This window comes from Pseudomonas sp. Irchel 3E20, assembly GCF_900187645.1.
Classification (GTDB): domain Bacteria; phylum Pseudomonadota; class Gammaproteobacteria; order Pseudomonadales; family Pseudomonadaceae; genus Aquipseudomonas.
On sequence record NZ_FYEE01000006.1, the window covers coordinates 100170 to 125254 of the forward strand.

General features: G+C 63.9%; 29 protein-coding genes. 18 read left to right on the plus strand and 11 right to left on the minus strand.

Annotated features, from left to right (window positions below):
• Nucleotides 1-3: 3 nt before the first annotated feature.
• Together CKW13_RS13330 and CKW13_RS13335 are read left to right on the plus strand one after the other, a co-directional pair.
• Nucleotides 4-1008, plus strand: a complete 1005-nt coding sequence (locus tag CKW13_RS13330; RefSeq protein ID WP_095109090.1) for an aspartate carbamoyltransferase catalytic subunit — start codon at nt 4-6, stop codon at nt 1006-1008.
• Nucleotides 1005-2276: a dihydroorotase gene (locus CKW13_RS13335; protein WP_095109091.1), complete on the plus strand. Its 1272-nt coding sequence runs from the start codon at nt 1005-1007 to the stop codon at nt 2274-2276. Before CKW13_RS13330 ends, CKW13_RS13335 begins: the two co-directional genes overlap by 4 nt.
• 74 nt (nt 2277-2350) lie before the next feature.
• On the opposite strand, the gene CKW13_RS13340 is transcribed toward CKW13_RS13335, so the two are convergent.
• Entirely contained in the window at nt 2351-2767 is a 417-nt protein-coding gene (locus tag CKW13_RS13340) for a TM2 domain-containing protein (protein WP_095109092.1), read from the minus strand.
• Nucleotides 2768-3018: 251 nt separating this feature from the next.
• On the opposite strand from CKW13_RS13340, the gene CKW13_RS13345 reads away from it, so the two are divergent.
• On the plus strand, nt 3019-3633 hold the full coding sequence (locus CKW13_RS13345) for a C40 family peptidase (protein ID WP_095109093.1): 615 nt from the start codon (nt 3019-3021) through the stop codon (nt 3631-3633).
• Nucleotides 3634-3699: 66 nt separating this feature from the next.
• Here CKW13_RS13345 and CKW13_RS13350 read toward each other — a convergent pair whose 3' ends face one another.
• On the minus strand, nt 3700-4734 hold the full coding sequence (locus tag CKW13_RS13350) for a type IV pilus twitching motility protein PilT (protein ID WP_095109094.1): 1035 nt from the start codon (nt 4732-4734) through the stop codon (nt 3700-3702).
• 57 nt (nt 4735-4791) lie between these two features.
• On the opposite strand from CKW13_RS13350, the gene CKW13_RS13355 reads away from it, so the two are divergent.
• The 10 genes from CKW13_RS13355 (at nt 4792) to CKW13_RS13400 (ending at nt 11890) form a co-directional block, all read left to right on the plus strand.
• The gene (locus tag CKW13_RS13355) at nt 4792-5478 is read left to right on the plus strand and encodes a YggS family pyridoxal phosphate-dependent enzyme (RefSeq protein ID WP_095109095.1); all 687 of its coding nucleotides are present in this window, start codon (nt 4792-4794) and stop codon (nt 5476-5478) included.
• Between the two features lie 33 nt (nt 5479-5511).
• Nucleotides 5512-6330, plus strand: coding sequence for a pyrroline-5-carboxylate reductase (gene proC, locus CKW13_RS13360; RefSeq protein WP_095109096.1), 819 nt, complete (start codon nt 5512-5514; stop codon nt 6328-6330).
• A gap of 10 nt (nt 6331-6340) precedes the next feature.
• Nucleotides 6341-6931, plus strand: a complete 591-nt coding sequence (locus CKW13_RS13365; RefSeq protein WP_095109097.1) for a YggT family protein — start codon at nt 6341-6343, stop codon at nt 6929-6931.
• A gap of 4 nt (nt 6932-6935) precedes the next feature.
• Nucleotides 6936-7232, plus strand: coding sequence for a DUF167 domain-containing protein (locus tag CKW13_RS13370; protein ID WP_095109098.1), 297 nt, complete (start codon nt 6936-6938; stop codon nt 7230-7232).
• A gap of 159 nt (nt 7233-7391) precedes the next feature.
• Nucleotides 7392-8531 (plus strand): homoserine O-acetyltransferase, encoded by a 1140-nt coding sequence (locus CKW13_RS13375; protein WP_095109099.1) that lies wholly within the window; start codon nt 7392-7394, stop codon nt 8529-8531.
• A 7-nt stretch (nt 8532-8538) separates the two neighbouring features.
• Nucleotides 8539-9159, plus strand: coding sequence for a methionine biosynthesis protein MetW (gene metW, locus CKW13_RS13380; protein WP_095109100.1), 621 nt, complete (start codon nt 8539-8541; stop codon nt 9157-9159).
• Nucleotides 9160-9318: 159 nt separating this feature from the next.
• Nucleotides 9319-9753, plus strand: coding sequence for a DUF4426 domain-containing protein (locus CKW13_RS13385; protein WP_095109101.1), 435 nt, complete (start codon nt 9319-9321; stop codon nt 9751-9753).
• Nucleotides 9750-10346 carry an RdgB/HAM1 family non-canonical purine NTP pyrophosphatase gene (gene rdgB, locus CKW13_RS13390; protein WP_095109102.1) on the plus strand — a complete coding sequence of 199 codons (597 nt, stop codon included), beginning with the start codon at nt 9750-9752 and terminating at the stop codon, nt 10344-10346. The genes CKW13_RS13385 and rdgB overlap by 4 nt, the downstream gene beginning before the upstream one ends.
• Nucleotides 10343-11545, plus strand: coding sequence for a radical SAM family heme chaperone HemW (hemW, locus tag CKW13_RS13395; RefSeq protein ID WP_095109103.1), 1203 nt, complete (start codon nt 10343-10345; stop codon nt 11543-11545). The genes rdgB and hemW overlap by 4 nt, the downstream gene beginning before the upstream one ends.
• A 21-nt stretch (nt 11546-11566) precedes the next feature.
• Nucleotides 11567-11890, plus strand: coding sequence for a DUF3392 domain-containing protein (locus CKW13_RS13400; protein ID WP_095109104.1), 324 nt, complete (start codon nt 11567-11569; stop codon nt 11888-11890).
• 86 nt (nt 11891-11976) lie between these two features.
• Here CKW13_RS13400 and trmB read toward each other — a convergent pair whose 3' ends face one another.
• The 4 genes from trmB to CKW13_RS13420 form a co-directional block, all read right to left on the minus strand.
• A complete protein-coding gene (gene trmB, locus CKW13_RS13405; protein ID WP_095109105.1) occupies nt 11977-12702 on the minus strand; it encodes a tRNA (guanosine(46)-N7)-methyltransferase TrmB in 726 nt (241 codons plus the stop codon).
• 9 nt (nt 12703-12711) lie between these two features.
• Nucleotides 12712-13506, minus strand: a complete 795-nt coding sequence (locus tag CKW13_RS13410; protein ID WP_095109106.1) for a thiazole synthase — start codon at nt 13504-13506, stop codon at nt 12712-12714.
• A 79-nt stretch (nt 13507-13585) separates the two neighbouring features.
• Nucleotides 13586-13786 carry a sulfur carrier protein ThiS gene (gene thiS / locus CKW13_RS13415; protein ID WP_095109286.1) on the minus strand — a complete coding sequence of 67 codons (201 nt, stop codon included), beginning with the start codon at nt 13784-13786 and terminating at the stop codon, nt 13586-13588.
• 83 nt (nt 13787-13869) lie between these two features.
• Entirely contained in the window at nt 13870-14250 is a 381-nt protein-coding gene (locus CKW13_RS13420) for a DUF423 domain-containing protein (RefSeq protein ID WP_095109107.1), read from the minus strand.
• Between the two features lie 74 nt (nt 14251-14324).
• Between CKW13_RS13420 and mtgA the strand changes: the two genes are divergently transcribed.
• On the plus strand, nt 14325-15047 hold the full coding sequence (gene mtgA, locus CKW13_RS13425) for a monofunctional biosynthetic peptidoglycan transglycosylase (protein WP_095109108.1): 723 nt from the start codon (nt 14325-14327) through the stop codon (nt 15045-15047).
• 73 nt (nt 15048-15120) lie between these two features.
• Here mtgA and rpoH read toward each other — a convergent pair whose 3' ends face one another.
• From rpoH to ftsY, 4 genes are all read right to left on the minus strand, one after another.
• Nucleotides 15121-15975, minus strand: coding sequence for an RNA polymerase sigma factor RpoH (rpoH, locus tag CKW13_RS13430; protein ID WP_095109109.1), 855 nt, complete (start codon nt 15973-15975; stop codon nt 15121-15123).
• A gap of 113 nt (nt 15976-16088) precedes the next feature.
• On the minus strand, nt 16089-17111 hold the full coding sequence (gene ftsX / locus CKW13_RS13435; protein WP_095109110.1) for a permease-like cell division protein FtsX: 1023 nt from the start codon (nt 17109-17111) through the stop codon (nt 16089-16091).
• Nucleotides 17108-17779 carry a cell division ATP-binding protein FtsE gene (gene ftsE, locus CKW13_RS13440; protein ID WP_093418294.1) on the minus strand — a complete coding sequence of 224 codons (672 nt, stop codon included), beginning with the start codon at nt 17777-17779 and terminating at the stop codon, nt 17108-17110. Before ftsE ends, ftsX begins: the two co-directional genes overlap by 4 nt.
• Complete coding sequence (ftsY, locus tag CKW13_RS13445; RefSeq protein WP_095109111.1) at nt 17776-19248, minus strand: signal recognition particle-docking protein FtsY; 1473 nt, start codon at nt 19246-19248, stop codon at nt 17776-17778. Before ftsY ends, ftsE begins: the two co-directional genes overlap by 4 nt.
• Before the next feature lie 406 nt (nt 19249-19654).
• On the opposite strand from ftsY, the gene CKW13_RS13450 reads away from it, so the two are divergent.
• From CKW13_RS13450 to CKW13_RS13465, 4 genes are read left to right on the plus strand one after another with little or no spacing between them, the layout of a single operon-like run.
• Complete coding sequence (locus CKW13_RS13450) at nt 19655-21010, plus strand: pitrilysin family protein (protein ID WP_095109112.1); 1356 nt, start codon at nt 19655-19657, stop codon at nt 21008-21010.
• Entirely contained in the window at nt 21003-22496 is a 1494-nt protein-coding gene (locus tag CKW13_RS13455) for a pitrilysin family protein (protein WP_095109113.1), read from the plus strand. Before CKW13_RS13450 ends, CKW13_RS13455 begins: the two co-directional genes overlap by 8 nt.
• Nucleotides 22496-23107 (plus strand): 16S rRNA (guanine(966)-N(2))-methyltransferase RsmD, encoded by a 612-nt coding sequence (gene rsmD / locus CKW13_RS13460; protein ID WP_095109114.1) that lies wholly within the window; start codon nt 22496-22498, stop codon nt 23105-23107. Before CKW13_RS13455 ends, rsmD begins: the two co-directional genes overlap by 1 nt.
• Nucleotides 23108-23163: 56 nt before the next feature.
• Nucleotides 23164-24162 (plus strand): hydrolase, encoded by a 999-nt coding sequence (locus CKW13_RS13465; RefSeq protein ID WP_095109115.1) that lies wholly within the window; start codon nt 23164-23166, stop codon nt 24160-24162.
• Between the two features lie 48 nt (nt 24163-24210).
• Here the strand turns inward: CKW13_RS13465 and CKW13_RS13470 are convergent, their stop codons facing one another.
• On the minus strand, nt 24211-25065 hold the full coding sequence (locus CKW13_RS13470) for a sulfurtransferase (protein WP_095109116.1): 855 nt from the start codon (nt 25063-25065) through the stop codon (nt 24211-24213).
• Nucleotides 25066-25085 lie beyond the last annotated feature (20 nt).

Genomic DNA, 25085 nt, shown 5'->3' on the forward strand with positions numbered 1-25085 from the left:
GCGATGACGCCTCTCGACACCCAGCGCCCGCTGCAACTCAACCACCAGGGACAGTTGCAGCACTTCCTCTCGCTCGACGGTTTACGCCGCGAGCTGTTGACCGAAATCCTCGACACCGCCGACTCCTTCCTGGAAGTCGGCGCCCGGGCGGTGAAAAAAGTCCCGCTGCTGCGCGGCAAGACCGTGTGCAACGTGTTCTTTGAGAACTCCACCCGCACCCGCACCACCTTCGAGCTGGCGGCCCAACGGCTGTCGGCAGACGTCATCACCCTGAACGTCTCCACCTCATCGGCGAGCAAGGGCGAAACCCTGCTCGACACCCTGCGCAACCTCGAAGCCATGGCCGCCGACATGTTTGTGGTGCGCCACGGCGACTCCGGCGCCGCGCACTTCATCGCCGAGCACGTGTGCCCGCAGGTGGCGATCATCAACGGCGGCGACGGCCGCCACGCGCACCCGACCCAGGGCATGCTCGACATGCTCACCATCCGCCGCCACAAGGGCGGTTTCGAGAACCTCTCGGTGGCCATCGTCGGCGACATCCTGCACTCGCGGGTGGCGCGCTCGAACATGCTCGCCCTCAAAACCCTGGGCTGCCCGGACATCCGCGTCATCGCGCCAAAAACCCTGCTGCCCATCGGCGTCGAGCAGTACGGCGTGAAGGTCTACACCGACCTGGCCGAAGGCCTCAAGGACGTGGACGTGGTCATCATGCTGCGCCTGCAACGCGAGCGCATGACCGGCGGCCTGCTACCCAGCGAAGGCGAGTTCTATCGCCTGTTCGGCCTGACCACCGCACGCCTGGCCGGCGCCAAGCCCGATGCCATCGTCATGCACCCGGGCCCGATCAACCGTGGCGTGGAGATCGAATCGGCGGTGGCCGACGGCCCCCACTCGGTGATCCTCAACCAGGTCACCTACGGCATCGCCATCCGCATGGCCGTGCTGTCGATGGCCATGAGTGGGCAAACCGCCCAGCGTCAATTCGAGCAGGAGACCGCCCAGTGAAGCTCAGCATCCTCGGCGCACGCGTCATCGACCCCAGCAGTGGCCTGGACCAAACCACCGACCTGCACCTGCACGCCGGCAAGATCATCGCCATGGGCGCCGCCCCGGCGGACTTCAGCCCCAGCCAAACCCTCGACGCCCAGGGCCTGGTGGCCGCGCCGGGGCTGGTGGACCTGAGCGTTGCCCTGCGCGAGCCGGGCTACAGCCGCAAAGGCACCATCGCCAGCGAAACCCGCGCCGCCGCCGCCGGCGGCGTCACCAGCCTGTGCTGCCCGCCGCGCACCAAACCGGTGCTCGACACCTCCGCCGTGGCCGAACTGATCCTCGACCGCGCCCGCGAGGCCGGCAATTGCAAGGTGTTCCCCATCGGCGCCCTGAGCAAAGGCCTGGAAGGCGAGCAATTGGCCGAGCTCATCGCCCTGCGCGACGCCGGTTGCGTGGCCTTCAGCAATGGCCTGGACAACTTCCGCAACACCCGCACCCTGTGCCGTGCCCTGGAATACGCCGCCACGTTCGACCTGACGGTGATCTTCCACTCCCAGGACCACGACCTCGCTGCCGGCGGCCTGGCCCACGAAGGCCCGACCGCGAGCTTCCTCGGCTTGCCGGGCATTCCCGAAACCGCCGAGACCGTGGCCCTGGCCCGTGACCTCTTGCTGGTAGAACAAAGCGGCGTGCGCGCGCACTTCAGCCAGTTGACCAGCGCCCGTGGCGCGGCGCTGATCGCCCAGGCCCAGGCCCGCGGCCTGAAAGTGACCGCCGATGTGGCGCTATACCAGTTGATCCTGACTGACGAGGCGCTGATCGACTTCAACAGCCTCTACCACGTGCAACCGCCGCTGCGCACCCGCGCCGACCGCGACGGCTTGCGCGAAGCGGTGAAAAGCGGCGTGATCTCGGCCATTTCCAGCCATCACCAGCCCCATGAGCGCGACGCCAAACTGGCACCGTTCGGCGCCACCGAACCGGGCATCAGCAGCGTTGAACTGCTGCTGCCGCTGGCCATGACCCTGGTGGCAGACGGCTTGCTCGACCTGCCGACGCTACTGGCACGCCTGAGCGCCGGCCCGGCGCAAGCCCTGCGCCTACCCGCCGGCAAGCTGCACGTGGGCGCCGCCGCCGACCTGGTGCTGTTCGACCCCAACCGCTCCACCGTGGCCGGCGAAGGCTGGCTGTCCAAAGGCGAAAACTGCCCGTTCATGGGCCACAGCCTGCCGGCGAACGTGCGCTACACCCTGGTGGATGGGCACATCACCTACCAGGCCTAAACCCTGTAAGAGCAACTTGTGTGGGAGCGGGCCGCGGCGCGGCCCGCAAGTAGGCTCCCATCATGGGGGAGTGGCTATCGCCCCCCACGACTCTGGGCGTTGCGGATCGAGATCTGCGTGTTGAGCGTCCAGAAGTCATACAGCACCCCCACCAGCAGCAACCCGCCAGTGAACAGGTAGATCACCCCCGTGATCCACTTGCCCTGGTACATGCGGTGCACGCCAAACACCCCCAGAAACGCCAGCAGAATCCACGCCACGTTGTACTCCAGCGGCCCGGCGGTGAAACGCAGGTCGGCTTCGCGGTCCATGGCCGGGATCAGGAACAGGTCGATCAACCAACCAATCCCCAGCAAGCCCAGGGTGAAAAACCAGATCGTCCCGGTCACCGGTTTGCCGTAGTAGAAGCGGTGGGCGCCGGTAAAACCGAAAATCCACAGCAGATAGCCGATGATTTTGCTGTGGGTGTCCTGTTGCTGATAGGTGTTCATGGAGTTCCTCTTGCGGTCCGATAGATAAATTTTTTCGCTATAGGTGTGACTTTTTTGTGTCGTCCCGACGTGTGGCTGGTTCACCTTACACCGCGCGCAAAGCCTTGTAGCGCCTGACTTCTGTCTGACAATTGCGCCAATTTGCCGCATGTTGGCCGAACTTGGCTACCGATTTGAATCGACCAGTGGCCGCGAAACAGACAAAAAAGCTGTTATAAAGTTGCGCGCCTACCTTTATAGAGCCCTGCCTAATGCGTCCATTTTTCAAGACATGGCTAACCATCTGCCTATTAATGCCACTGGCCGCCCACGCCACCAATCGTGAGCAACGTCTGCCCAACGTCAATGGTTTCACCCCCAAATCCCATGTTTCGGCTCCTTCGAGCAAAAACAAGCAGGCGCCTCGCCTGAACCGCGTTAGTAGCAACAAGCGTGTGCCCGTCATGGCCGCCAAGCAAAGCAGCGACGTGCTCAGCCGCGCGGTCAATGTGCTCGGCACCCCTTACCGTTGGGGCGGCAGCAGCCCCAGCAAGGGTTTTGATTGCAGCGGCCTGGTGAAGTACGCCTTCAACGACGTCGCCGCCATCGATCTACCGCGCACCTCCAACGCCATGGCCAGCGGCCACGGGCAGAAAGTCGACCGCAAGGATCTCAAGCCCGGCGACCTGATTTTCTTCAACCTCAAGAGCCGCCGGGTCAACCACGTCGCCATCTACATGGGCAACGACCGCTTTATCCACGCGCCACGGCGCGGCAAGTCGGTAACCATCGACACCCTGAAAAAACCATATTGGGAAAAACACTACGTGGTGGCCAAGCGAGTGTTGCCCAAAGAGCCCAATACCCTGCGGATTGTGCAGCGCTGAGCAGTTTGACGCTGACGGCCTCATCGCGGGCGAGCCCGCTCCCACAGGTTTTGAGGCCCTAAAGCCTCAAAACCCCTCCGGCGCCCGTGCCTTCTCCCGCGCCTGTTCGCGGCTTATCAACCCCTTGGCCAGTAGGTCTTTGAGGGCCATGTCCAGCGTTTGCATGCCCAGCGCCCCGCCGGTCTGAATCGCCGAATACATCTGCGCCACCTTGTCTTCGCGGATCAGGTTGCGGATCGCCGCCGTGCCCAGCATCACCTCATGGGCCGCCACCCGCCCGCCACCGACTTTCTTGACCAAGCACTGCGACACCACTGCCTGCAATGACTCCGACAGCATCGAGCGCGCCATGCCTCGCTCCGTGCCCGGGAACACGTCCAGTACGCGGTCGATGGTTTTCGCTGCCGAGGTGGTGTGCAGCGTGCCGAACACCAAGTGCCCGGTTTCGGCGGCGGTCAGGGCCAGGCGAATGGTTTCCAGGTCACGCATCTCGCCCACCAGGATCACGTCCGGGTCTTCGCGCAGGGCCGCCCGCAGCGCGGCCGCGAAACTGCGGGTGTCGCGCTGCACTTGGCGCTGGCTTATCAGGCACTGGCGGGGCTCATGAATGAACTCGATGGGGTCTTCGATGGTGAGGATGTGCTGCTGGCGGTGCGCGTTGAGGTGATCGACCAGCGCCGCCAGGGTGGTGGACTTGCCCGACCCGGTGGGCCCGGTGACCAATACCAGGCCACGGGGTGCCTCGGCAATACGCCGAAACACTTCCCCCAACCCCAACGACGCCAGGCTTGGCACCTGGGCGGCAACGCTGCGCAGCACCGCGCCGATGCCGCGCTGCTGGTGGAACAGGTTGACGCGAAACCGCCCCACGCCGTCGCGCTCGAAAGCAAAATCCAGGTCCAGGGTCGCGTCGAACTGCCCCCGCTGCTCATCGTCCATGATCTCGTCCAGCAAGGCCCGCACCCGCGCCGAGTCCAGCGTCGGCAGGTCAAGGCGCTGGATGTCGCCGTCCACTCGCACCATGGGCGCCAGGCCCGCCGACAGATGCACATCCGAAGCCCCGAGCCGCACGCTCAGGGACAGTAGCTCAGTGATATCCATATCCAAACCCAACTCCAGTAGAATGCCGCCAACCTCAGAACCACAGGCGCCCATCGAATGTCCACGATAGCAGACAGCATTGCCCTGGTTCGCAGCCGCATCCACGCTGCCGCAAAAGCCGCCGGGCGCGACGAAAACAGCGTGCAACTGCTGGCCGTGAGCAAGACCAAACCCGCCCAGGCCCTGCGCCAAGCCTATGCCGCCGGGCTGCGCGATTTCGGCGAAAACTACCTGCAAGAAGCCCTGAGCAAGCAACTCGAACTGCGCGACCTGCCCTTGAGTTGGCACTTCATCGGCCCCATTCAATCGAACAAGACGCGAGCCATCGCCGAACACTTCGCCTGGGTGCATTCCGTGGACCGCTTGAAAATCGCCCAACGCCTGTCCGAGCAACGCCCCGCTGAACTGCCGCCACTGAACATCTGCATCCAGGTCAACGTCAGCGGCGAGGCGAGCAAATCCGGCTGCACCCCGGCCGACCTGCCGGCCCTGGCCACGGCCATCAATGCCTTGCCGCGTTTGAAGCTGCGCGGCTTGATGGCGATCCCGGAGCCAACCGACGAGCGCGCCGAGCAAGATGCCGCGTTTGCCGCCGTACAACAGCTGCAAGCCAGCCTCGGTTTGCCGCTGGACACGCTTTCCATGGGCATGAGCCACGACCTGGAGTCAGCCATTGCCCAAGGCGCCACCTGGGTGCGCATCGGTACTGCGCTATTCGGTGCCCGCGACTACAGCCAGCCCTGAAATGGCTGACTTACTTCTCTATAAGGACCTGTCATGAGCAAGACACGTATTGCCTTTATCGGAGCCGGTAACATGGCCGCCAGCCTGATCGGCGGCCTGCGCGCCAAGGGCCTGGACGCCGCGCAGATCCGTGCCAGCGACCCCGGCGCAGAAACCCGCGCGCGGGTTCACGCCGAGCACGGCATCGAACTGTTCGCCGACAACGCCCAGGCCATCGACGGCGCCGACGTGGTCGTGCTGGCGGTCAAGCCGCAAATGATGAAAGCCGTCTGCGAGGCGCTGCGCCCGCACCTCACGGCGCAGCAACTGGTGGTGTCCATCGCCGCTGGCATCACATGTGCCAGCATGGCCAAGTGGCTCGGCGAGCAACCCATCGTGCGCTGCATGCCCAACACCCCATCGCTGCTGCGCCAAGGGGTGAGCGGCCTGTACGCCACTGGCGCCGTCACCGAGGCGCAACGCCAGCAGGCGCAAGAGCTGTTGTCGGCCGTGGGCCTGGCCCTGTGGCTGGAAAACGAGCAGCAACTGGACGCGGTCACCGCCGTCTCCGGCAGCGGCCCGGCGTACTTCTTCCTGCTGATCGAAGCCATGACCGCCGCCGGCGAGAAACTCGGCCTGCCCCGCGACATCGCCGCCCAACTGACCCTGCAAACCGCACTCGGCGCCGCCCACATGGCGGTGGCCAGCGACGTGGACGCCGCTGAGCTGCGCCGCCGCGTCACCTCCCCGGCCGGCACCACCGAAGCGGCCATCAAATCATTCCAGGCCGGCGGCTTCGAGGCGCTGGTCGAAACCGCCCTGGGCGCCGCCGCACATCGCTCGGCCGAAATGGCCGAACAACTGGGCCAATAAGGAGCCATTCATGATTGGATTGGAAACCGCAGCCATCTACGTGCTGCAAACCCTCGGCAGCCTGTACCTGCTGATCGTGCTGTTGCGTTTCGTGCTGCAACTGGTACGCGCCAACTTCTACAACCCACTGTGCCAGTTCGCGGTCAAGGCCACCCAGCCGCTGCTCAAGCCGCTGCGCCGGGTCATCCCCAGCGTGTTCGGCCTGGACATGTCGTCCCTGGTGCTGGCCCTTATCCTCCAGGTGCTGCTGATGGCCGTGACCATGCTGCTGGCCTACGGCACCACGGGCGCCCCGCTGCAACTGCTGATCTGGGCGATCATCGGTGTGACGGCGCTGTTCCTGAAGATTTTCTTCTTCGCCCTGATTATCAGCGTGATCCTGTCCTGGGTCGCACCGGGCAGCCATAACCCGGGCGCCGAGTTGGTCAACCAGATCTGCGAGCCGGTGCTGGCGCCGTTTCGCAAGATCCTGCCCAGCCTGGGCGGCCTGGATATCTCGCCGATCCTCGCGTTCATGGTGCTCAAGCTGCTGGACATGCTGGTCATCAACAACCTCGCCGCCATGAGCCAGATGCCGGACATCCTGCGCATGCTGATCTGACCCGGTGAGCTATTTCCGCTGGGACGGCGAGGATCTGATCCTCGAATGCCACCTGCAACCGGCGGCCCGCAGCGATGATTTCTGCGGGCTGCACGGCGAGCGCCTGAAAATCCGCCTCACCGCACCGCCCGTCGAGGGCAAGGCCAATGCCTACCTGATGGCTTTTCTGGCCAAGGCCTTCGGGGTCGCCAAAAGCCAGGTGAGCCTGCTCAGCGGCGAGTTGAACCGGCAGAAACGGGTGCGCATCAGTGCACCGAAAAAACTCCCGCCGCTGCCGGGGCTGGAGCGCCCGGCGGGGTGATGAGTCGCCTCACTTATCGCGAGCAGGCTCGCTCCCACAGGGTTATGCAATGACGTGTGGGAGCGAGCCTGCTCGCGAGGGGGACGCCACGGTATAGCCGCTTGCCGCTAGGGGCCCTGCTCTTTAGACTTACGCCTCATTTAAATGAGAGCAGGGTCGATGCCAACTGCCTTTCCCGCCGATTCCGTTGGTCTGGTGACGCCCCAAGTGGCGCACTTCAGTGAACCCCTCGCCCTGGCCTGCGGCCGTTCGCTGCCCGCCTATGACCTGATCTATGAAACCTACGGTGAGCTGAACGCCACGGCCAGCAACGCCGTGCTGATCTGCCATGCGCTGTCGGGCCATCACCATGCCGCTGGCTACCACAGCCCCGACGACCGCAAGCCCGGTTGGTGGGACAGCTGCATCGGCCCCGGCAAGCCCATCGATACCCACCGCTTCTTCGTCGTCAGCCTCAACAACCTGGGCGGCTGCAACGGCTCCACCGGCCCCAGCAGCACCAACCCGGACACCGGCAAGCCGTTTGGCGCCGACTTCCCGGTGCTCACGGTCGAAGACTGGGTGCACAGCCAGGCGCGCCTGGCCGACCTGCTGGGCATCGACCAATGGGCCGCGGTGATCGGCGGCAGCCTGGGCGGCATGCAGGCCTTGCAGTGGAGCATCAGCTACCCCGAGCGCATCCGCCATTGCCTGGCCATCGCCTCGGCGCCTAAGCTCTCGGCGCAGAACATCGCCTTCAACGAAGTGGCGCGCCAGGCCATCCTCACCGACCCCGAGTTCCACGGCGGCTCGTTCCAGGAGCACGGTGTGATCCCCAAGCGCGGGTTGATGCTGGCGCGGATGGTGGGGCACATCACCTACCTGTCGGATGACTCCATGGGCGAGAAATTCGGCCGCGGCCTCAAGAGCGAAAAGCTCAACTACGACTTCCATAGCGTCGAATTCCAAGTGGAAAGCTACCTGCGCTACCAGGGCGAAGAATTCTCCGGGCGCTTCGACGCCAACACCTACCTGTTGATGACCAAAGCGCTGGACTACTTCGATCCGGCGGCGAACTTCGACGATAACCTGGCGAAAACCTTCGCCGGGGCCAAGGCCAAGTTCTGCGTGATGTCGTTCACCACCGACTGGCGTTTCTCCCCGGCCCGCTCGCGGGAACTGGTGGACGCCCTGATGGCGGCGAAAAAAGACGTCTGCTACTTGGAAATCGACGCGCCCCAGGGCCACGACGCCTTCTTGATCCCGATCCCGCGCTACTTGCAGGCGTTTGGCAATTACATGAACAGAATCCAATTGTGAGAACGCCATGAGAGCTGATCTGGAAATCATCCAGGAATGGATCCCCGCCGGCAGCCGCGTGCTCGACCTTGGCTGCGGTAATGGCGAACTGCTGACCTGGCTGCGGGACAACAAGCAAGTCACCGGTTATGGCCTGGAAAACGACCCGGACAACATTGCCGAATGCGTGGCCAAGGGCATCAACGTGATCGAGCAGGACCTGGACAAGGGGCTGGGCAACTTCGCCAGCAACAGCTTCGATATCGTGGTGATGACCCAAGCCCTGCAAGCGGTGCACTACCCGGACCGAATCCTCGACGAAATGCTGCGCGTGGGCCGCCAGTGCATCATCACCTTTCCCAATTTCGGCCACTGGCGCTGCCGCTGGTACCTGGCCAGCAAGGGCCGCATGCCGGTGTCGGAATTCTTGCCGTACACCTGGTACAACACGCCGAACATCCACTTCTGCACCTTTGAAGACTTTGAAGAACTGTGCCGCGAACGTGCGGCGAAAGTCATCGATCGGCTTGCCGTCGATCAACAACACCGCCACGGGTGGGCCAGTAAGCTATGGCCTAACCTATTAGGTGAAATCGGTATTTACCGCGTCAGCAGTCCTGGCCTGCAAGATCACCAGGTCGCGGTCTGACCCCAACATTAACGGCTGTCGCAAGCGGGCTCGCCCGCGCTGGAGTGCGTAGCGCTCCTGATGCGGTGCTTGCTCAAACGCACTGAGGGGCCGCTGCGCTGCCCAGCGCGGGCCAGCCCGCTTGCTACTGCCCACAAATATTTTTTGAGGAGAACGATCATGGGACGTCTAGCCCTGTTAGCCCTGACTGCCTGCCTGAGCCTGAGCGCCATGGCCGCCGACGCCATCAAAGGCGAACGCAAGGAAGTTTTCGGTGACGTGACGGTGCACTACAACACCTTCAACTCCACCGCCCTGCAACCGGACATCGCCAAGGCCGCCGGCCTGGTGCGCGACAAGCATCAGGGGCTCATCAACCTCTCCGTGCTCAAGGCTGGCAAAGCGACGGACGCCACGGTCACCGGCACCCTCAAGGACCTGACCAGCAAAAGCGTGCCGCTGACGTTCAAGAAAATCACCGAACCCGGCGCGATCTACTACATCGCCCAATACCCGGTGGAGCAGCAGGAAGTCAGAACCTTCACCATCAGCGTTGAAACCGGCGGCCAAGCCCACAGTTTCAGCTTTAACCAAGAGCTGTTTCCGGGCCAATGATGAACTTCACCCAACTGGTTTTGGCCAGCCATAACGCCGGCAAACTCAAAGAACTCCAGGCCATGCTCGGCCAAGCGGTACAACTGCGCTCCATTGGCGAGTTCAGCCGCGTCGAGCCGGAAGAAACCGGCCTGTCGTTCGTCGAGAACGCCATCCTCAAGGCCCGCAATGCCGCGCGCATTTCCGGTTTGCCGGCGCTGGCCGACGATTCCGGGCTGGCGGTGGACTTCCTAGGCGGCGCGCCGGGCATTTACTCGGCGCGCTATGCCGACGGCCAGGGCGATGCGGCGAACAACGCCAAGCTGCTCGACGCCCTCAAGGACGTGCCCGAGGCAGAGCGCGGCGCGCAGTTCGTCTGTGTGCTGGCCCTGGTGCGCCACGCCGACGACCCGCTGCCGATCCTCTGCGAAGGCTTGTGGCACGGGCGCATTCTCACCGCCGCCAGCGGCGAACATGGTTTTGGCTACGACCCGCTGTTCTGGGTGCCGGAGCGCGACTGCTCCAGCGCGCAGCTGAGCCCCGCCGATAAGAACCAGATCAGCCACCGCGCCCGCGCAATGGATTTGCTGCGCCAACGTCTGGGCTTGAAATGACCCACGACTCGCCCGCGTTGCCGCTGATCGTCGGCGGCACGCCCAGCACCCGCGCGGCATTACCGCTGTTGCCGCCGCTGGCGCTGTACATCCACATTCCCTGGTGCGTGCGCAAATGCCCGTACTGCGACTTCAACTCCCACACCGCCAGCCCCGTGCTGCCGGAAGAAGAGTACGTCGATGCCCTGCTGGCCGACCTCGACCAGGACCTGCACGCGGTGTACGGCCGCGAACTGAGTTCGATCTTCTTCGGTGGCGGCACCCCGAGCCTGTTCAGCGCCGCCGCCCTGGGGCGCCTGCTCAAGGGCGTGGAGCAACGTATCCCGTTCGCCCCAGGCATCGAAATCACCCTGGAAGCCAACCCTGGCACCTTCGAGCAAGAGAAATTCAGCGCCTACCGGGCCTTGGGCATCAATCGCCTGTCCATCGGCATCCAGAGTTTCCAACAGGCCAAGCTCAGTGCCCTGGGGCGCATCCACAACGGCGACGAAGCGATCCGCGCCGCCGGCATGGCGCGCCTGGCCGGGTTCGACAACTTCAACCTGGACTTGATGCACGGCTTGCCCGATCAGTCCCTGGACGACGCCCTCGACGACCTGCGCCAAGCCATCTCCCTCAAGCCTACGCACCTGTCCTGGTACCAACTGACGCTGGAGCCGAACACGGTGTTCTGGAACCAGCCGCCGGTGTTGCCGGAGGACGACACCCTGTGGGACATCCAGGAGGCCGGCCAGGCTCTGCTGGCCGAGCACGGCTACGCGCAGTACGAGGTCTCGGCCTACGCCCAGCCCGGCAAAGCGGCGCGGCATAACCTCAATTACTGGAGTTTCGGCGACTTTATCGGCATCGGTGCCGGCGCCCACGGCAAGCTCAGCCACCCGGACGGGCGCATCGTGCGCACCTGGAAAACCCGCCTGCCCAAGGACTACCTCAACCCAGCCAAAAACTTCCAGGCCGGCGAAAAATACCTGGGCGACGACGAACTGCCATTCGAGTTCTTGATGAATGCCTTGCGCCTGACCGAGGGCGTGGCCGCCGAGCTGTACCCGCAACGCACCGGGCTGACGCTGCAAAGCCTGGCCCAGGGCCGCCGCGAGGCCGAACAAAGTGGCTTATTGCAGGTCGAACCGTCACGGCTGGCGGCCACCGAGCGCGGCCAACTCTTTCTCAATGACCTGCTACAGAAGTTTTTGAGCTGACTGGCTCTTTAAGGAAATCGAATGGACCTGGTACTCGACCTACTCGCCACCGTCTCGCGCTGGAGCCGCAGCAACCTGTCGGACATCTCCCTGGCGCTGGTGGGCTGCCTGCTGGTGTTGTTTGGCGCCGACATCAAGGGCTGGGTCGAACAACGCCTGGGCAACATCGCCGGCGCCTTGCGCGTACCGCTGATGGCCCTGCTGTGCATGATCGGCAGCGGCGCGGCGTTGATCTACGCCACGCCGTGGATCGTGCGCGGCCTGAGCCAATTCAACAACTACAGCCTGGCGCCGGTGTTGTTGGTGGTGCTGGTGCTGATCGGGGTAGTGGCGGATCGCCGCTAACCACAACTGGAGGAGCGAGCCTGCTCGCGATGAGGCCGAAACCGCTATCGCGGGCGAGCCCGCTCCCACACTAGGTTTTGCCTGCTTTAAGACTGCTTCTCGAACTTCAAATCCCACACCCCATGCCCCAGTCGCTCGCCACGGCGCTCGAACTTGGTGATCGGGCGCTCGCTCGGGCGCGGCACGCAGCGGCCGTCTTCGGCGAGGTTGCGGTAGCCCGGCGCGACGTTCATCACCTCCAGCATGTACTCGGCGTAGGGTTCCCAGTCAGTGGCCATGTGCAGGATGCCGCCGACTTTCAACTTGCTGCGCACCAACTCTGCGAAAGACGCTTGGACAATACGGCGCTTGTGGTGGCGGCTCTTGTGCCAAGGGTCGGGGAAAAACAGCATCAGGCGATCCAGGCTGTTGTCGGCGATACAGCGGTTGAGCACTTCAATCGCATCGCAGTCGTACACCCGCAGGTTAGTCAGACCCTGGGTCAGCACGCCGTTGAGCAACGCGCCGACACCTGGGCGGTGCACTTCCACACCGATGAAATCCTGCTCGGGCGACGCCGCGGCCATTTCCAGCAGGGAGTGGCCCATGCCAAAGCCGATTTCCAGGGAGCGCGGGGCCGAACGGCCAAACACTTGGTCAAAATCCACCGGCGCATCCGCCAGCGGCAGGACGAACAACGGCGTGCCTTGCTCCAGGCCTTTTTGCTGGCCTTCGGTCATGCGCCCGGCGCGCATCACGAAACTCTTGATACGGCGGTGCTTGGACTCGTCGCCTTCTTGCACAGTGTTCGGCGTTTCGTTTGATTCAGTCATCAATGGCTCTTACTTAATCAGACCATCCAGCGGCGAAGAGGCGCTGGCATAGAGTTTTTTCGGCATGCGCCCGGCGAGGTACGCCAGACGACCGGCAACGATTGCGTGCTTCATGGCTTCGGCCATCATGATCGGCTGCTGCGCATTGGCGATGGCCGAGTTCATCAGCACCGCCTCGCAGCCCAGTTCCATGGCGATGGTGGCGTCGGACGCGGTGCCGACACCGGCATCCACCAACACCGGGATCTTCGCTTCTTCAAGGATGATCTGCAGGTTGTAGGGGTTGCAGATGCCCAGCCCGGTGCCGATCAAGCCCGCCAGCGGCATGACTGCGATGCAACCGATTTCGGCCAGTTGGCGGGCGATGATCGGGTCGTCGCTGGTGTAGACCATCACGTCGAAACCTTCCTTGACCAGCACTTCGGCGGCTTTGAGGGTTTCGATCACGTTGGGGAACAGGGTTTTCTGGTCGGCCAGCACTTCCAGCTTCACCAAGTTATGGCCGTCCAGAAGCTCACGGGCCAGGCGGCAGGTGCGCACGGCCTCGATGGCGTCGTAGCAACCGGCGGTGTTCGGCAGGATGGTGTAGCGGTCTGGCGGCAGGATATCCAGCAGGTTCGGTTCGCCCGGGTTCTGGCCGATGTTGGTGCGGCGCACGGCAACGGTGACGATCTCGGCCCCCGAGGCTTCGATGGCCAGGCGGGTTTCTTCCATGTCGCGGTACTTGCCGGTGCCTACCAGCAAGCGCGACTGGTAGGTACGACCGGCCAGGACGAAAGGCTTGTCGCTGCGAACATTGCTCATCGGGAATCCTCGGTTGGGGAGAGGTTCTGCAGAAATCTTGTCGGCAAATTCAGGGAAAACGTAGCGAACGCGCTAGCTTCTAGCCGCCACCGATGGCGTGCACCACTTCGACGCTATCGCCGTCGTTCAGCGTGGTGTCGGCGTGCTGGCTGCGGGGGACGATATCCAGGTTGAGCTCGACTGCGACGCGACGCCCGGTCAACTCCAGGTGCGCGAGCAGGGCCGCAACGGTTGCACCGTCGGGCAGTTCTAAGGAATCACCGTTCAGCTGAATACGCATGCCAAAGGCCGCCATCGTTTTTAAGGGCCAGCATTCTAGCCCGATCCGTCAGGCCGACCCAAGCCCTCTGGTCAGCGGTGGTTTCAGGGCGTCGGTTGCAGGCGCCACGCGGCCAGGCCCAGGCAGAGCCAGCCCACCAGGAACGCGACGCCACCCAACGGGGTGATGATCCCCAGTTTGCTGATGCCGGTCAGGGTCAACAGGTACAGGCTCCCGGAAAACAGCAGGATGCCGAGGGTGAATGACGCGCCGGCCCAAGTCACCAAGCGTCCGGGCAGGTGCGCAGCTAGCAGCGCCACGCCCACCAGGGCCAGGGTGTGGACCAACTGATAGCTGACGCCGGTGTGGAAAATCGCCAGGTATTCAGCGCTGAGGCGGTTTTTCAAGCCATGGGCGGCGAACGCGCCAAGGGCAACGCCAGTAAAGCCGAAGAAGGCAGCCAGCATCACAAAGCCACGCAGCATGAGGAACTCCAGTCAGACTCGTAGGACAGGGTCTGTATAATGGCCCGCTCGACCGCTCCGGCCAAGCCATCTCTATGTTGCGTTTAATCTTTCGTCGTATCACCCAAGGCCTGCTCTGGTTCGCGGCTGGCAGCGTGCTGCTGGTGCTTGTGTTCCGCGTCGTACCGCCGCCGGGAACGGCATTGATGGTCGAGCGCAAGGTGCAGTCCTGGTTCAATGGCAAGCCCATCGACCTGCAGCGCGACTGGCAAGCGTGGGATGAAATCGCCAACGACCTGAAAGTTGCGGTGATTGCCGGCGAAGACCAGAAATTCCCCGAACACTGGGGTTTTGACGTCGGCGCGATCAAGGCCGCCCTGGCCCATAACGAGCGCGGTGGTTCGCTGCGCGGCGCCAGCACCTTGAGCCAGCAAGTGGCGAAGAACCTGTTTCTGTGGTCGGGCCGCAGTTGGCTGCGCAAGGGCCTGGAGGCCTGGTTCACGGGGCTGATCGAAATCCTCTGGCCCAAGCAACGCATCCTCGAGGTGTACCTCAACAGCGTGGAGTGGGACGACGGCGTGTTTGGCGCCGAGGCGGCGGCGCGCCATCACTTTGGCGTGAGCGCCCGCTCACTGTCGCGGCAACAGGCCAGCCTGCTGGCCGCGGTGCTGCCCAACCCCCGCGCCTGGAGCGCCAGCCGCCCAAGCCCTTACGTGGCACGGCGTGCCAGCTGGATTCGGCAGCAGATGAACCAGTTGGGGGGAGAGAGTTATCTGTTGGGGATCAATGATTCGCGGCGCTTGCCGTGGGCAGACTGACACAGCAGAAAAAAGTGTGGGAGCGGACTTGCCCGCTCCCACATCCACACCTACATCCACTAGCAGTTTGAGATCAAGCGGCGATAGACAGCTTCAGCTTGTTCATCGCGCTTTTTTCCAACTGGCGGATACGCTCAGCCGATACGTTGTACTTCTGCGCCAGGTCATGCAGCGTGGCTTTTTCTTCTGCCAACCAGCGTTGGTAGAGAATGTCGCGGCTGCGATCGTCCAGCACTTGCAGGGCTTCGTGCAGGTTGCTGGTGGAGTTATCGCTCCAGTCAGCATCTTCCAGTTGCCGCGCCGGGTCGTAGCGGTGGTCTTCGAGGTAATTGGCCGGCGACTGGAAGGCACTGTCGTCGTCCGCCTCGGCGGCCGGGTCGAAGGCCATGTCATGGCCAGTCAGGCGGCTTTCCATCTCGCGCACTTCACGGGGCTCAACGCCCAGGCTTTCGGCCACGCGGTGCACTTCTTCGTTGTTCAGCCACGCCAGGCGTTTTTTCTGGCTGCGCAGGTTGAAGAACAGCTTGCGCTGGGCCTTGGTGGTCGCGACTTTCACGATGCGCCAGTTGCGCAGGATGAATTCGTGGATTTCCGCCTTGATCCAGTGCACCGCAAAGGACACCAGGCGCACGCCCATTTCCGGGTTGAAACGCTTGACCGCTTTCATCAGGCCCACGTTACCTTCCTGGATCAGGTCGGCCTGGGCCAACCCGTAGCCGGAATAGCTGCGGGCGATATGTACGACAAAACGCAGGTGGGCGAGCACCATCTGCCGAGCCGCCCCAAGATCCTGCTCATAATAGAGACTCTCGGCCAGTTCGCGCTCCTGCTCGGGCGTCAGCAATGGAATGCTGTTGACCGTGTGCACATAGGCTTCCAGGTTTGCGCCTGGGACTAGGGCATAGGCAGGTTGCAAAGAAGTGGTCATACGAAAAAACCTCCGACTCACATAACTCGTGCAGTTCAGCACTGCGAAAATTGACCGGGAACCGTAGGACAAGTTCCCTAGAAAGCTGAAAGGTCAATACAAGCAAAAAGACACTACTTCGGCGCAAGCTCCCTGAGGTGCCTTGCGACGGCGATCCATGCACCGATATACCCTAACAGCACCGCGCCAAGCAAGAGTGACAGGCCGTCAGCAGGAGGCACGCCAGCCAGGGCAAAATCACTGCCATACAACCCGGCTAACCCCACCACTGCGTCGTTCAGCCAATCCAGGCCGAACGCCAGCAACCCCCACGAAAGAATCCCTGCACCCAAGCCATAAAGCGCGCCCATATATAGAAAGGGCCTACGCACATAGCTGTCGGTGCCGCCGACGAGTTTAATCACTTCTATCTCGGTGCGGCGGTTTTCAATATGAAGACGAATGGTATTGCCTATCACCAAAAGTAATGCAGACACCAAAAGCACGGTCAGACCGAAGACAAACCGGTCACCCAGCTTGAGGATTGCCGCAAGGCGTTCCACCCAGACTAGATCAAGTTGCGCCTGTTGCACATTGGGCATCTCGGCCAGGCGCTGACGCAGGGTTTCCAGGGCTGCCTTGTCGACTTCCTTGGGCGTCACCAGCACCACACCCGGCAGGGGGTTCTGCGGCAATTCCTTGAGCGCTTCGCCGATCCCGGACTGCTGCTGGAATTCCTCCAGCGCCTGTTCGCGGCTGATGTATTGGGCATCCGCGACGCCCGGCATGGCCGCGATCTGCTCGCCCAATTGCTCGCCCTCGGCGGCGCTGGCGTCCAGTTGCAGGTAGAGGGAAATCTGCGCCGCCCGCTGCCACGAACCGCCGAGGCGTTCGACGTTGCCCAGCAGCAGCGACAGGCCCATGGGCAGGCTCAAAGCCACGGCCATCACCATGCAGGTGAAGAAACTGCCGATGGGCTGCTTACCCAGGCGCCGCAGGCTGTCGAGCAGGCTGGCGCGGTGGCTTTCGATCCAGGCGTGCAGCAGGGTGCGAAAGTCCGGGCCGTCGTCATCGTCGCGTTTTTTCTTGGCAGGTTTCGGATCCGCCGCCTTGGGCGCCACCCGCTCGGAAACCTTGGGACTGCGTGTGGCACTCATACCCCGGCCTCCCCGTCGCCGATCAGTCGGCCGCGTTGCAAGGTGAGCATGCGGTGGCGCATGCGGGCGATCAGGGCCAGGTCGTGGCTGGCGATCAGCACGCTGGTGCCCAAACGGTTGATGTCCTCGAACACCCCCATGATCTCCGCCGCCAGGCGCGGGTCGAGGTTACCGGTGGGTTCGTCCGCCAGCAGCAGGGCCGGGCGGTGGACGATGGCGCGGGCGATGCCGACGCGCTGTTGCTGGCCGGTGGACAGGTCGCCGGGGTAGAGGTCGGTCTTGTCCGACAGCGCCACGCGCTCCAGGGCCGAATCCACGCGCTTGGTGATTTCCGCCTTGGACAGGCCCAGGATCTGCAACGGCAGGGCAATGTTGTTGAACACCGTGCGGTCGAACAGCAGTTGATGGTTTTGGAACACCACGCCTATCTGCCGACGCAGGTAAGGAATTTGCGCATTGCTGATGGTCGCCAGGTCCTGGCCGGCCAGCAGCAGCTTGCCGGTGGTGGGGCGCTCCATCGCCAGTAGCAGGCGCAGCAGCGTGCTTTTGCCCGCGCCGGAATGGCCGGTGACAAACAAGAATTCGCCCCGACGTACTCGAAAGCTCAGCTCATGCAAGCCGACGTGGCCGTTCGGATAGCGTTTACCGACCTGTTCGAATCGAATCATGAGCGCTCCCGCTCGGCAAACAGTGCCTGGACAAAGGGTTCGGCTTCAAAGGTGCGCAAATCGTCGATGCCTTCGCCCACGCCTATGTAGCGGATCGGCAGGCCGAACTGCTTGGCCAGGGCGAAAATCACCCCGCCCTTGGCGGTGCCGTCGAGCTTGGTCAGTGCCAGGCCGGTCAGTTGCACGGTCTGGTGGAATTGCTTGGCCTGGCTGATGGCGTTCTGGCCAGTGCCGGCGTCCAGCACCAGCAGCACTTCGTGGGGCGCGTCGGCGTCCAGCTTGCCCATCACCCGGCGCACTTTCTTCAGCTCTTCCATCAGGTTGTCTTTGGTGTGCAGGCGCCCGGCGGTGTCGGCGATCAGCACGTCGATGCCGCGGGCCTTGGCGGCCTGCACGGCGTCGAAGATCACCGAGGCCGAATCGGCGCCCGTGTGCTGGGCGATCACCGGGATCTTGTTGCGCTCCCCCCACACCTGCAATTGCTCCACCGCCGCCGCGCGGAAGGTATCGCCGGCGGCCAGCATGACTTTCTTGCCTTCAAGTTGCAGTTTCTTCGCCAACTTGCCGATGGTGGTGGTTTTGCCGGCGCCGTTGACGCCCACCACCAGAATCACGAAGGGCTTGGTCTGCGCGCTGATGACCAGCGGTTGCTCGACCGGTTTGAGCATGTTCGCCAACTCGCCTTGCAGCGACTTGTACAGCGCGTCGGCATCGGCCAACTGCTTGCGGGCGACCTTCTGGGTCAGGCTCTGGATAATCACCGAAGTGGCTTCGACACCCACGTCTGCGGTCAGCAGGCGGGTTTCGATGTCGTCGAGCAGTTCGTCGTCGATCAGCTTCTTGCCTAGGAACAGGCTCGCCATGCCTTCGCCGATGCTGGCGCTGGTTTTCGACAGGCCTTGCTTGAGGCGGGCGAAGAAGCCGACCTTGTTCTCTTGCACCGCAACCGGTGCAGGCTCGCTGACAACGGGCAGCGATTCAACGATAGGTTCCACCGGGGTTGGCGCGGGCGCAACGGCCAACGCAGCGATGACCGGCTCCGGCTCGTGCGGGATCTCGACGACGGGCTCTGGCGCAGGCACGTGCTCGGCCACCGGCAGTTGCTCCACCGCTTGCTGGGTGGCGGTCGGGGCGGGAATCGGCGGCGTGATGTGCGGGGCGCAGTCGTCCGGAACCAGCGCCACCGGCTCTTCAGCCACTGGCAGGGTCAACCAGGGCTTGTGTTCGGCAACGGGGGCGGCCTCAGCCAGTGGCACGGGCTCGGCTACCGGTTGCAGCACCGGTTCGGCCAGCGGCAACACCACCGGCGCCGGGGCCTCGACGGCTGGCGTAGGCTCGGCAATCGGTTCAGGAGCGGGTTGCGGTTGCTCGCTGACGGCTTCCTGCGGCTTTTTGCGCAGCCATCCGAACAAGCCTTTCTTCTCGCCAGCCGCGGCTGGGGTCTTTTTGTCGTCGTTGGAACCAAACATGGAGGACGGCTATCTCAAGGTGGCGACGCGCCATTGGTGGCGCCCCGGCAAATAACTATTGGATGCGAAACAGACTACGATTAACCGAGCTTGTTCACGCGCAAAATGTTGTCAAAACGCCCAAGGCATCCGAAAGAGCGCTTCTACACTGAACTGGAACGGCAAAATCGGCGAAAAAACGCAGTTTAGCTGATAAAACCAGGCTTTTTGCCGCTAACCCATGCAACCTTCTCAAGCACACTCTGATTCATCAGAGGCCTGATAGGCGTGGCCGCCAGTAAAACGGATCAGTATCCTAGGGCGTGTCATGCGTCATTACCAGTACCGCTCAAGAATGATGGCATGCCCAACCTCCTCGTCCGCTGCCCCGACCATCACGCGGGCAGCCCAACAGGTTAAAAAACGAATGAATGCTCTAGCCCGCCGCGCCGCAGGCCTGCTGCTCAGCACAGTTTGCCTGCCCTTTGCAGCCCTGGCTGCCGACCCGCAACCGACCCACGAATTCACCCTCGATAACGGCCTCAAAGTGGTCGTGCGCGAAGACCATCGCGCGCCGGTGGTGGTGTCCCAGGTCTGGTACAAGGTTGGCTCCAGCTACGAAACCCCGGGCCAGACCGGCCTGTCCCATGCCCTGGAACACATGATGTTCAAGGGCAGCAACAAGGTCGGCCCCGGCGAAGCCTCGTTGATCCTGCGCGACCTCGGCGCCGAGGAAAACGCCTTCACCAGCGACGATTACACCGCGTACTACCAGGTACTGGCGCGCGATCGCCTGCCCGTGGCCTTCGAGCTTGAAGCCGACCGCATGGCCAGCCTGCGCCTGCCACCGGAGGAGTTCAGCAAGGAGATCGAAGTCATCAAGGAAGAGCGCCGCCTGCGCACCGATGACAAGCCGATGTCCAAGGCCTACGAGCGCTTCAAGGCCCTGGCTTACCCGGCCAGCGGCTACCACACGCCCACCATTGGCTGGATGGCCGACCTGGACCGCATGAGCGTGCAGGAGCTGCGTCACTGGTACGAAACCTGGTACACGCCCAACAACGCCACCCTGGTGGTGGTCGGCGATGTCACCCCGGACGAGGTCAAGACCCTGGCCCAGCGCTATTTCGGCCCGATCCCCAAGCGTGACCTGCCATCGGCGAAAATCCCCCTGGAACTGGCCGAACCCGGCGAGCGCCAGATCACCCTGCATGTGCAGACCCAGCTGCCGAGCCTGATGCTGGGTTTCAACGTACCCAGCCTGGCCACCACCGACGACAAGCGCTCGGTTCACGCCCTGCGCCTGATCTCGGCGCTGCTCGACGGCGGTTACAGCGCACGCATCCCGAGCCAGCTCGAACGCGGCGAAGAAGTGGTGTCCGGTGGCTCATCGAACTACGACGCCTACACCCGCGGCGACAGCCTGTTCATGCTCACCGCCACGCCCAATACCCAGAAGCAAAAAACCCTGGCCCAGGCCGACGCGGGCCTGTGGCGCCTGCTTGAACAACTGAAAACCACCCCACCCACCGCCGAAGAACTGGAGCGTGTGCGCGCCCAGGTTATCGCCGGGCTGGTCTACGAGCGCGACTCGATCACCAGCCAGGCCACCGCCATCGGCCAACTGGAAACCGTCGGCCTGTCGTGGAGGCTGATGGACACCGAATTGGCCGAGCTGCAAAGCGTAACCCCGGACGACATCCAGAAAGCCGCCCGCACCTACTTCACTCGCGAACGTCTCAGCGTTGCGCATGTACTGCCCGAGGAGACTACCCATGAGTGAGCGTAAATCCCCTGCCAAGGCTCTGATCGTACTGGTGGCCGTGGTGCTGCTCGGCGCGGCCGGCTTCTATTACCTCAACCGCGCGGGCGACACCGTCGCCAGCCCCGCGCTGGACAAGGCCCAAACCACCAAGACCCTGCAATCGCTGGCCGAACTGGATGGCAAGGCGCCAAGCCGGCGCAGCTTGAACGTGCAAGCCTGGAACACCACCGAAGGCGCCCGGGTGCTGTTCGTCGAGGCCCGTGAGTTGCCGATGTTCGACCTGCGCTTGATCTTCGCCGCCGGCAGCAGCCAGGACGGCGCGACACCCGGCGTGGCCATGCTGACCAACGCCATGCTCAACGAAGGTGTGGCGGGCAAGGACGTCGGTGCGATTGCCGAAGGCTTCGAGGGCCTGGGCGCGGATTTCGGCAACGGTTCCTATAAGGACATGGCCGTCGCCTCCCTGCGCAGCCTGAGTGCCAGCGACAAACGCGAACCGGCCCTGGCGCTGTTCGCCGAAGTCGTCGGCAAGCCGACCTTCCCCGCCGATGCCCTGGCACGCATCAAGAACCAGGTGCTGGCCGGCTTCGAGTACCAGAAGCAGAACCCCGGCAAACTGGCGAGCCTGGAACTGATGAGCCGCCTCTACGGCGACCACCCTTACGCCCACCCCAGCGAAGGCACGGAGCAAAGCATCCCGCCCATCAGCCTGGCGCAGTTGCAAGCGTTCCACGAAAAAGCCTACGCGGCCGGCAACGTGGTGATTGCCCTGGTGGGCGACTTGTCCCGCAGCGACGCCGAAGCCATCGCCGCCCAGGTGTCCGCTGCCCTGCCTAAAGGTCCGGCCCTGGCGAAAATCCCGGAACCGGTGCAGCCCAAGGCCAGCATTGGCCATATCGAATACCCGTCCAAACAGACTCACCTGCTGCTCGCCCAACTGGGCATCGACCGCGCCGACCCGGATTACGCGGCCCTGTCCCTGGGCAACCAGATCCTGGGCGGCGGCGGGTTCGGCACGCGCCTGATGACCGAAGTGCGGGAAAAACGCGGCCTGACCTACGGCGTCTACTCCGGTTTCAGCCCGATGCAGGCCCGCGGCCCGTTCAACATCAACCTGCAGACCCGCGCCGAAATGAGCGAAGGCACCCTCAAACTGGTGCAGGACGTACTGGCCGACTACCTGAAAACCGGCCCCACCCAGAAAGAACTCGACGACGCCAAGCGTGAGCTGGCGGGCAGCTTCCCGCTGTCCACCGCCAGCAACGCCGACATCGTCAGCCAGTTGGGCGCCATGGGGTTCTACAACTTGCCGTTGAGCTATCTGGAAGACTTCATGCAACAATCCCAGGCCCTGACCGTCGAGCAGGTCAAAACGGCGCTCAACAAACACCTGAGCGCCGACAAAATGGTGATCGTCACCGCCGGCCCGACCGTTGCACAGAAGCCGTTACCGGCCCCTACTGATAAACCTGCCGAGCAGCCGCTCGGGGTTCCGGAGCATTAATGGCCCGTCCCACCAAGAAACCCGTCCACAACGTCCATAACGGCGTGAACCAACTGCGCATCATCGGCGGCGAATGGCGCAGCCGTCGCTTGAGCTTTCCCGACGCCCCGGGCCTGCGCCCAACGCCGGACCGCGTGCGCGAAACGCTGTTCAACTGGCTCGCCCCTTACGTGGCCGGGGCCAAGGTGTTGGACCCGTTCGCCGGCAGCGGCGCGCTGTTCCTAGAAGCCCTGTCCCGTGGCGCGGCCATGGGCCAGGCGCTGGATAGCAGCAACATCGCCGTCTCCAGCCTGCGCGAGCACCTGGGCACCCTGCGTTGCAGCGTCGGCCAGGTGCAGACCGCCGACGCTCTGCGCTACCTGGAAACCCAGCCCGCCATCGCCTTCGACCTGGTGTTCCTCGACCCGCCGTTCAACCAGAACCTGCTGCCCGCCACCTGCGCCCTGCTCGAAGAGCGCCAGTGGCTGGCGGACGAAGCCTGGGTCTACACCGAAAGCGAAGCGCCACCGTCGAGCCTGGGCCTGCCGGGCAACTGGCGCCTGCATCGCGAACAGAAGTCCGGGCGCGTCTACTACGCCTTGTGGCAACGTATGGCGCAGGCGGTCGGCTGACCGACCGTGTAACAAGGTGCGCAGCCACACTGCGCACCGCTGCTACGAGACCCTCCGTGCCGACACCGCCGAACCACTTCACGCCCGCCCCAGGCCTGCGCAACCCGCACCTGCAAACCCTGTGGGGGCCGCTGTGGCGCAAAACCGTCCATTTAGAACGCCAGCGCGAACGCCTATGGCTTGAGGATGGCGACTTCCTCGACCTCGACTGGCACGGCCCCCACGAACTGGAAACCCCACTGGTACTGGTGCTGCACGGCCTCACCGGGTCGTCGAACTCGCCTTATGTCGCCGGCCTGCAACAGGCCCTTGCCGCCCAGGGCTGGGCCAGCGTGGCGCTGAACTGGCGTGGGTGTTCGGGGGAGCCCAACCTGCTAGCGCGCAGCTACCATTCCGGCGCCAGCGAAGACCTCGCCGCGGTGATCCGCCACTTACGGGCCAAGCGCCCCAGCGCGCCGCTGCACGGAGTCGGTTACTCCCTGGGCGGCAATGTGCTGCTCAAACACTTGGGGGAAACCGGCGAGGACAGCGGCTTGCAGAGCGCGGTGGCGGTGTCGGTGCCGTTTCGCCTCGACCAATGCGCCGACCGCATCGGCCAGGGATTTTCGCGGGTCTACCAGGCCCATTTCATGCGCGAAATGCTCGCCTACATCAAAAACAAGCAGCGCCAGTTCCAGCACGACGGCCGCCACGAAGGCCTGGCCACCCTGCAAGGGCTCGGCTCGCTGAGCAACCTGCGTACCTTTTGGGACTTCGATGGCCGCGTCACCGCGCCGCTGCACGGCTACCGCGATGCCGACGACTACTATCGGCGCGCCTCCAGCCGCTACTTCCTCGCTACCATCACCACGCCGACCCTGATGATCCAGGCCGCCGACGACCCGTTCGTGTTCCCCCACAGCCTGCCCGACGCCAGCGAGCTGGCACCCGGCACGCAATGGGAGCTACACGCGCACGGTGGCCATGTGGGGTTCGTTGACGGCACCCTGCGCCGCCCCGGCTACTACCTGGAGCGGCGCATACCGCAATGGCTGGCGCAGGGGGCGGGGCAATAAACGAGGAAGGCCCGGCCGGCTCCCACAGGGGCCGGTGGTGTACGGCCGTCAAGCGCCCTTGGCGACTTCCCGTGCAGGGTCGGTGATCCACTCACTCCACGAGCCGGCATACAACTGCGCCAGCGGATAGCCCGCCAGGCACAGGGCGAAGAGGTTGTGGCACGCCGTCACGCCGGAACCGCAATAGGCCACCAGTTCGCTCACTGGCCGCTCGCCCAGGTGGGCGGCGAAGCGCTGCTGGAGGGCCTGCGCACTGAGGAAGCGGCCATCGCTGCCCAGGTTGTCGGTGAACACCGCGCAGTGGGCACCGGGAATGTGCCCGGCCACCGGGTCGATGGGCTCCACTTCACCGCGAAAACGCGCCTCGGCGCGGGCATCGAGCAAGGTCAAGGCCGGGTCGCCGAGGCGTTGTTGCAGTTGCTCGGCGCTGAGCAGCAGGCTGTTGTCCGGTGTGCCGGCAAAGTTGCCAACACCCTGGCGCGGCGCGTCGAGGCTCAAGGGCAGGCCGGCCGCGTGCCAAGCCTTGAGGCCGCCATCGAGGATAAACACCCCGTCGCGCTTGCCCAGCCAGGCCAACAGCCACCAGGCGCGGGCGGCGAAGGCACCGGGGCCGTCGTCGTACAGCACGATGTCGCTGTCGTCATTCACGCCCCAGGCTTGCAGGCGCTCCACCAGGGCCTGCGGCTCGGGCAACGGGTGGCGCCCGGTCACGCCTTTGCTCACCCGGCCACTGAGGTCGCGCTCCAGGTCCGCGAACGAGGCCCCGGCGATATGCCCTTGGGCATAGCTGCGCTGGCCGTAGTCGAGGTCATCCAGGGCAAAGCGGCAATCGAGAAGCACCAGGTTCGGCTGGTCTTTCTTGCCGTCCAGGTCTTGCGGGCTGATGAGTTGCGCAATCGGCATAACAGGCTCCCGTGAGTTAA

Excerpts from the sequence above, each read along its gene's own strand:
- proC (WP_095109096.1), top strand. The coding sequence starts at position 5,512 with ATGAGCAAGACACGTATTGCCTTTATCGGAGCCGGTAACATGGCCGCC.
- CKW13_RS13365 (WP_095109097.1), top strand. The coding sequence starts at position 6,341 with ATGATTGGATTGGAAACCGCAGCCATCTACGTGCTGCAAACCCTCGGC.
- CKW13_RS13330 (WP_095109090.1), top strand. The coding sequence starts at position 4 with ATGACGCCTCTCGACACCCAGCGCCCGCTGCAACTCAACCACCAGGGA.
- metW (WP_095109100.1), top strand. The coding sequence starts at position 8,539 with ATGAGAGCTGATCTGGAAATCATCCAGGAATGGATCCCCGCCGGCAGC.
- CKW13_RS13400 (WP_095109104.1), top strand. The coding sequence starts at position 11,567 with ATGGACCTGGTACTCGACCTACTCGCCACCGTCTCGCGCTGGAGCCGC.
- thiS (WP_095109286.1), bottom strand. The coding sequence starts at position 13,786 with ATGCGTATTCAGCTGAACGGTGATTCCTTAGAACTGCCCGACGGTGCA.
- hemW (WP_095109103.1), top strand. The coding sequence starts at position 10,343 with ATGACCCACGACTCGCCCGCGTTGCCGCTGATCGTCGGCGGCACGCCC.
- rdgB (WP_095109102.1), top strand. The coding sequence starts at position 9,750 with ATGATGAACTTCACCCAACTGGTTTTGGCCAGCCATAACGCCGGCAAA.
- CKW13_RS13355 (WP_095109095.1), top strand. The coding sequence starts at position 4,792 with ATGTCCACGATAGCAGACAGCATTGCCCTGGTTCGCAGCCGCATCCAC.
- CKW13_RS13385 (WP_095109101.1), top strand. The coding sequence starts at position 9,319 with ATGGGACGTCTAGCCCTGTTAGCCCTGACTGCCTGCCTGAGCCTGAGC.
- CKW13_RS13450 (WP_095109112.1), top strand. The coding sequence starts at position 19,655 with ATGAATGCTCTAGCCCGCCGCGCCGCAGGCCTGCTGCTCAGCACAGTT.
- CKW13_RS13455 (WP_095109113.1), top strand. The coding sequence starts at position 21,003 with ATGAGTGAGCGTAAATCCCCTGCCAAGGCTCTGATCGTACTGGTGGCC.
- rpoH (WP_095109109.1), bottom strand. The coding sequence starts at position 15,975 with ATGACCACTTCTTTGCAACCTGCCTATGCCCTAGTCCCAGGCGCAAAC.
- CKW13_RS13345 (WP_095109093.1), top strand. The coding sequence starts at position 3,019 with ATGCGTCCATTTTTCAAGACATGGCTAACCATCTGCCTATTAATGCCA.
- CKW13_RS13375 (WP_095109099.1), top strand. The coding sequence starts at position 7,392 with ATGCCAACTGCCTTTCCCGCCGATTCCGTTGGTCTGGTGACGCCCCAA.
- CKW13_RS13420 (WP_095109107.1), bottom strand. The coding sequence starts at position 14,250 with ATGCTGCGTGGCTTTGTGATGCTGGCTGCCTTCTTCGGCTTTACTGGC.
- CKW13_RS13350 (WP_095109094.1), bottom strand. The coding sequence starts at position 4,734 with ATGGATATCACTGAGCTACTGTCCCTGAGCGTGCGGCTCGGGGCTTCG.
- CKW13_RS13410 (WP_095109106.1), bottom strand. The coding sequence starts at position 13,506 with ATGAGCAATGTTCGCAGCGACAAGCCTTTCGTCCTGGCCGGTCGTACC.
- CKW13_RS13470 (WP_095109116.1), bottom strand. The coding sequence starts at position 25,065 with ATGCCGATTGCGCAACTCATCAGCCCGCAAGACCTGGACGGCAAGAAA.
- ftsY (WP_095109111.1), bottom strand. The coding sequence starts at position 19,248 with ATGTTTGGTTCCAACGACGACAAAAAGACCCCAGCCGCGGCTGGCGAG.
- rsmD (WP_095109114.1), top strand. The coding sequence starts at position 22,496 with ATGGCCCGTCCCACCAAGAAACCCGTCCACAACGTCCATAACGGCGTG.
- mtgA (WP_095109108.1), top strand. The coding sequence starts at position 14,325 with ATGTTGCGTTTAATCTTTCGTCGTATCACCCAAGGCCTGCTCTGGTTC.
- CKW13_RS13340 (WP_095109092.1), bottom strand. The coding sequence starts at position 2,767 with ATGAACACCTATCAGCAACAGGACACCCACAGCAAAATCATCGGCTAT.
- ftsX (WP_095109110.1), bottom strand. The coding sequence starts at position 17,111 with ATGAGTGCCACACGCAGTCCCAAGGTTTCCGAGCGGGTGGCGCCCAAG.
- trmB (WP_095109105.1), bottom strand. The coding sequence starts at position 12,702 with ATGACTGAATCAAACGAAACGCCGAACACTGTGCAAGAAGGCGACGAG.
- ftsE (WP_093418294.1), bottom strand. The coding sequence starts at position 17,779 with ATGATTCGATTCGAACAGGTCGGTAAACGCTATCCGAACGGCCACGTC.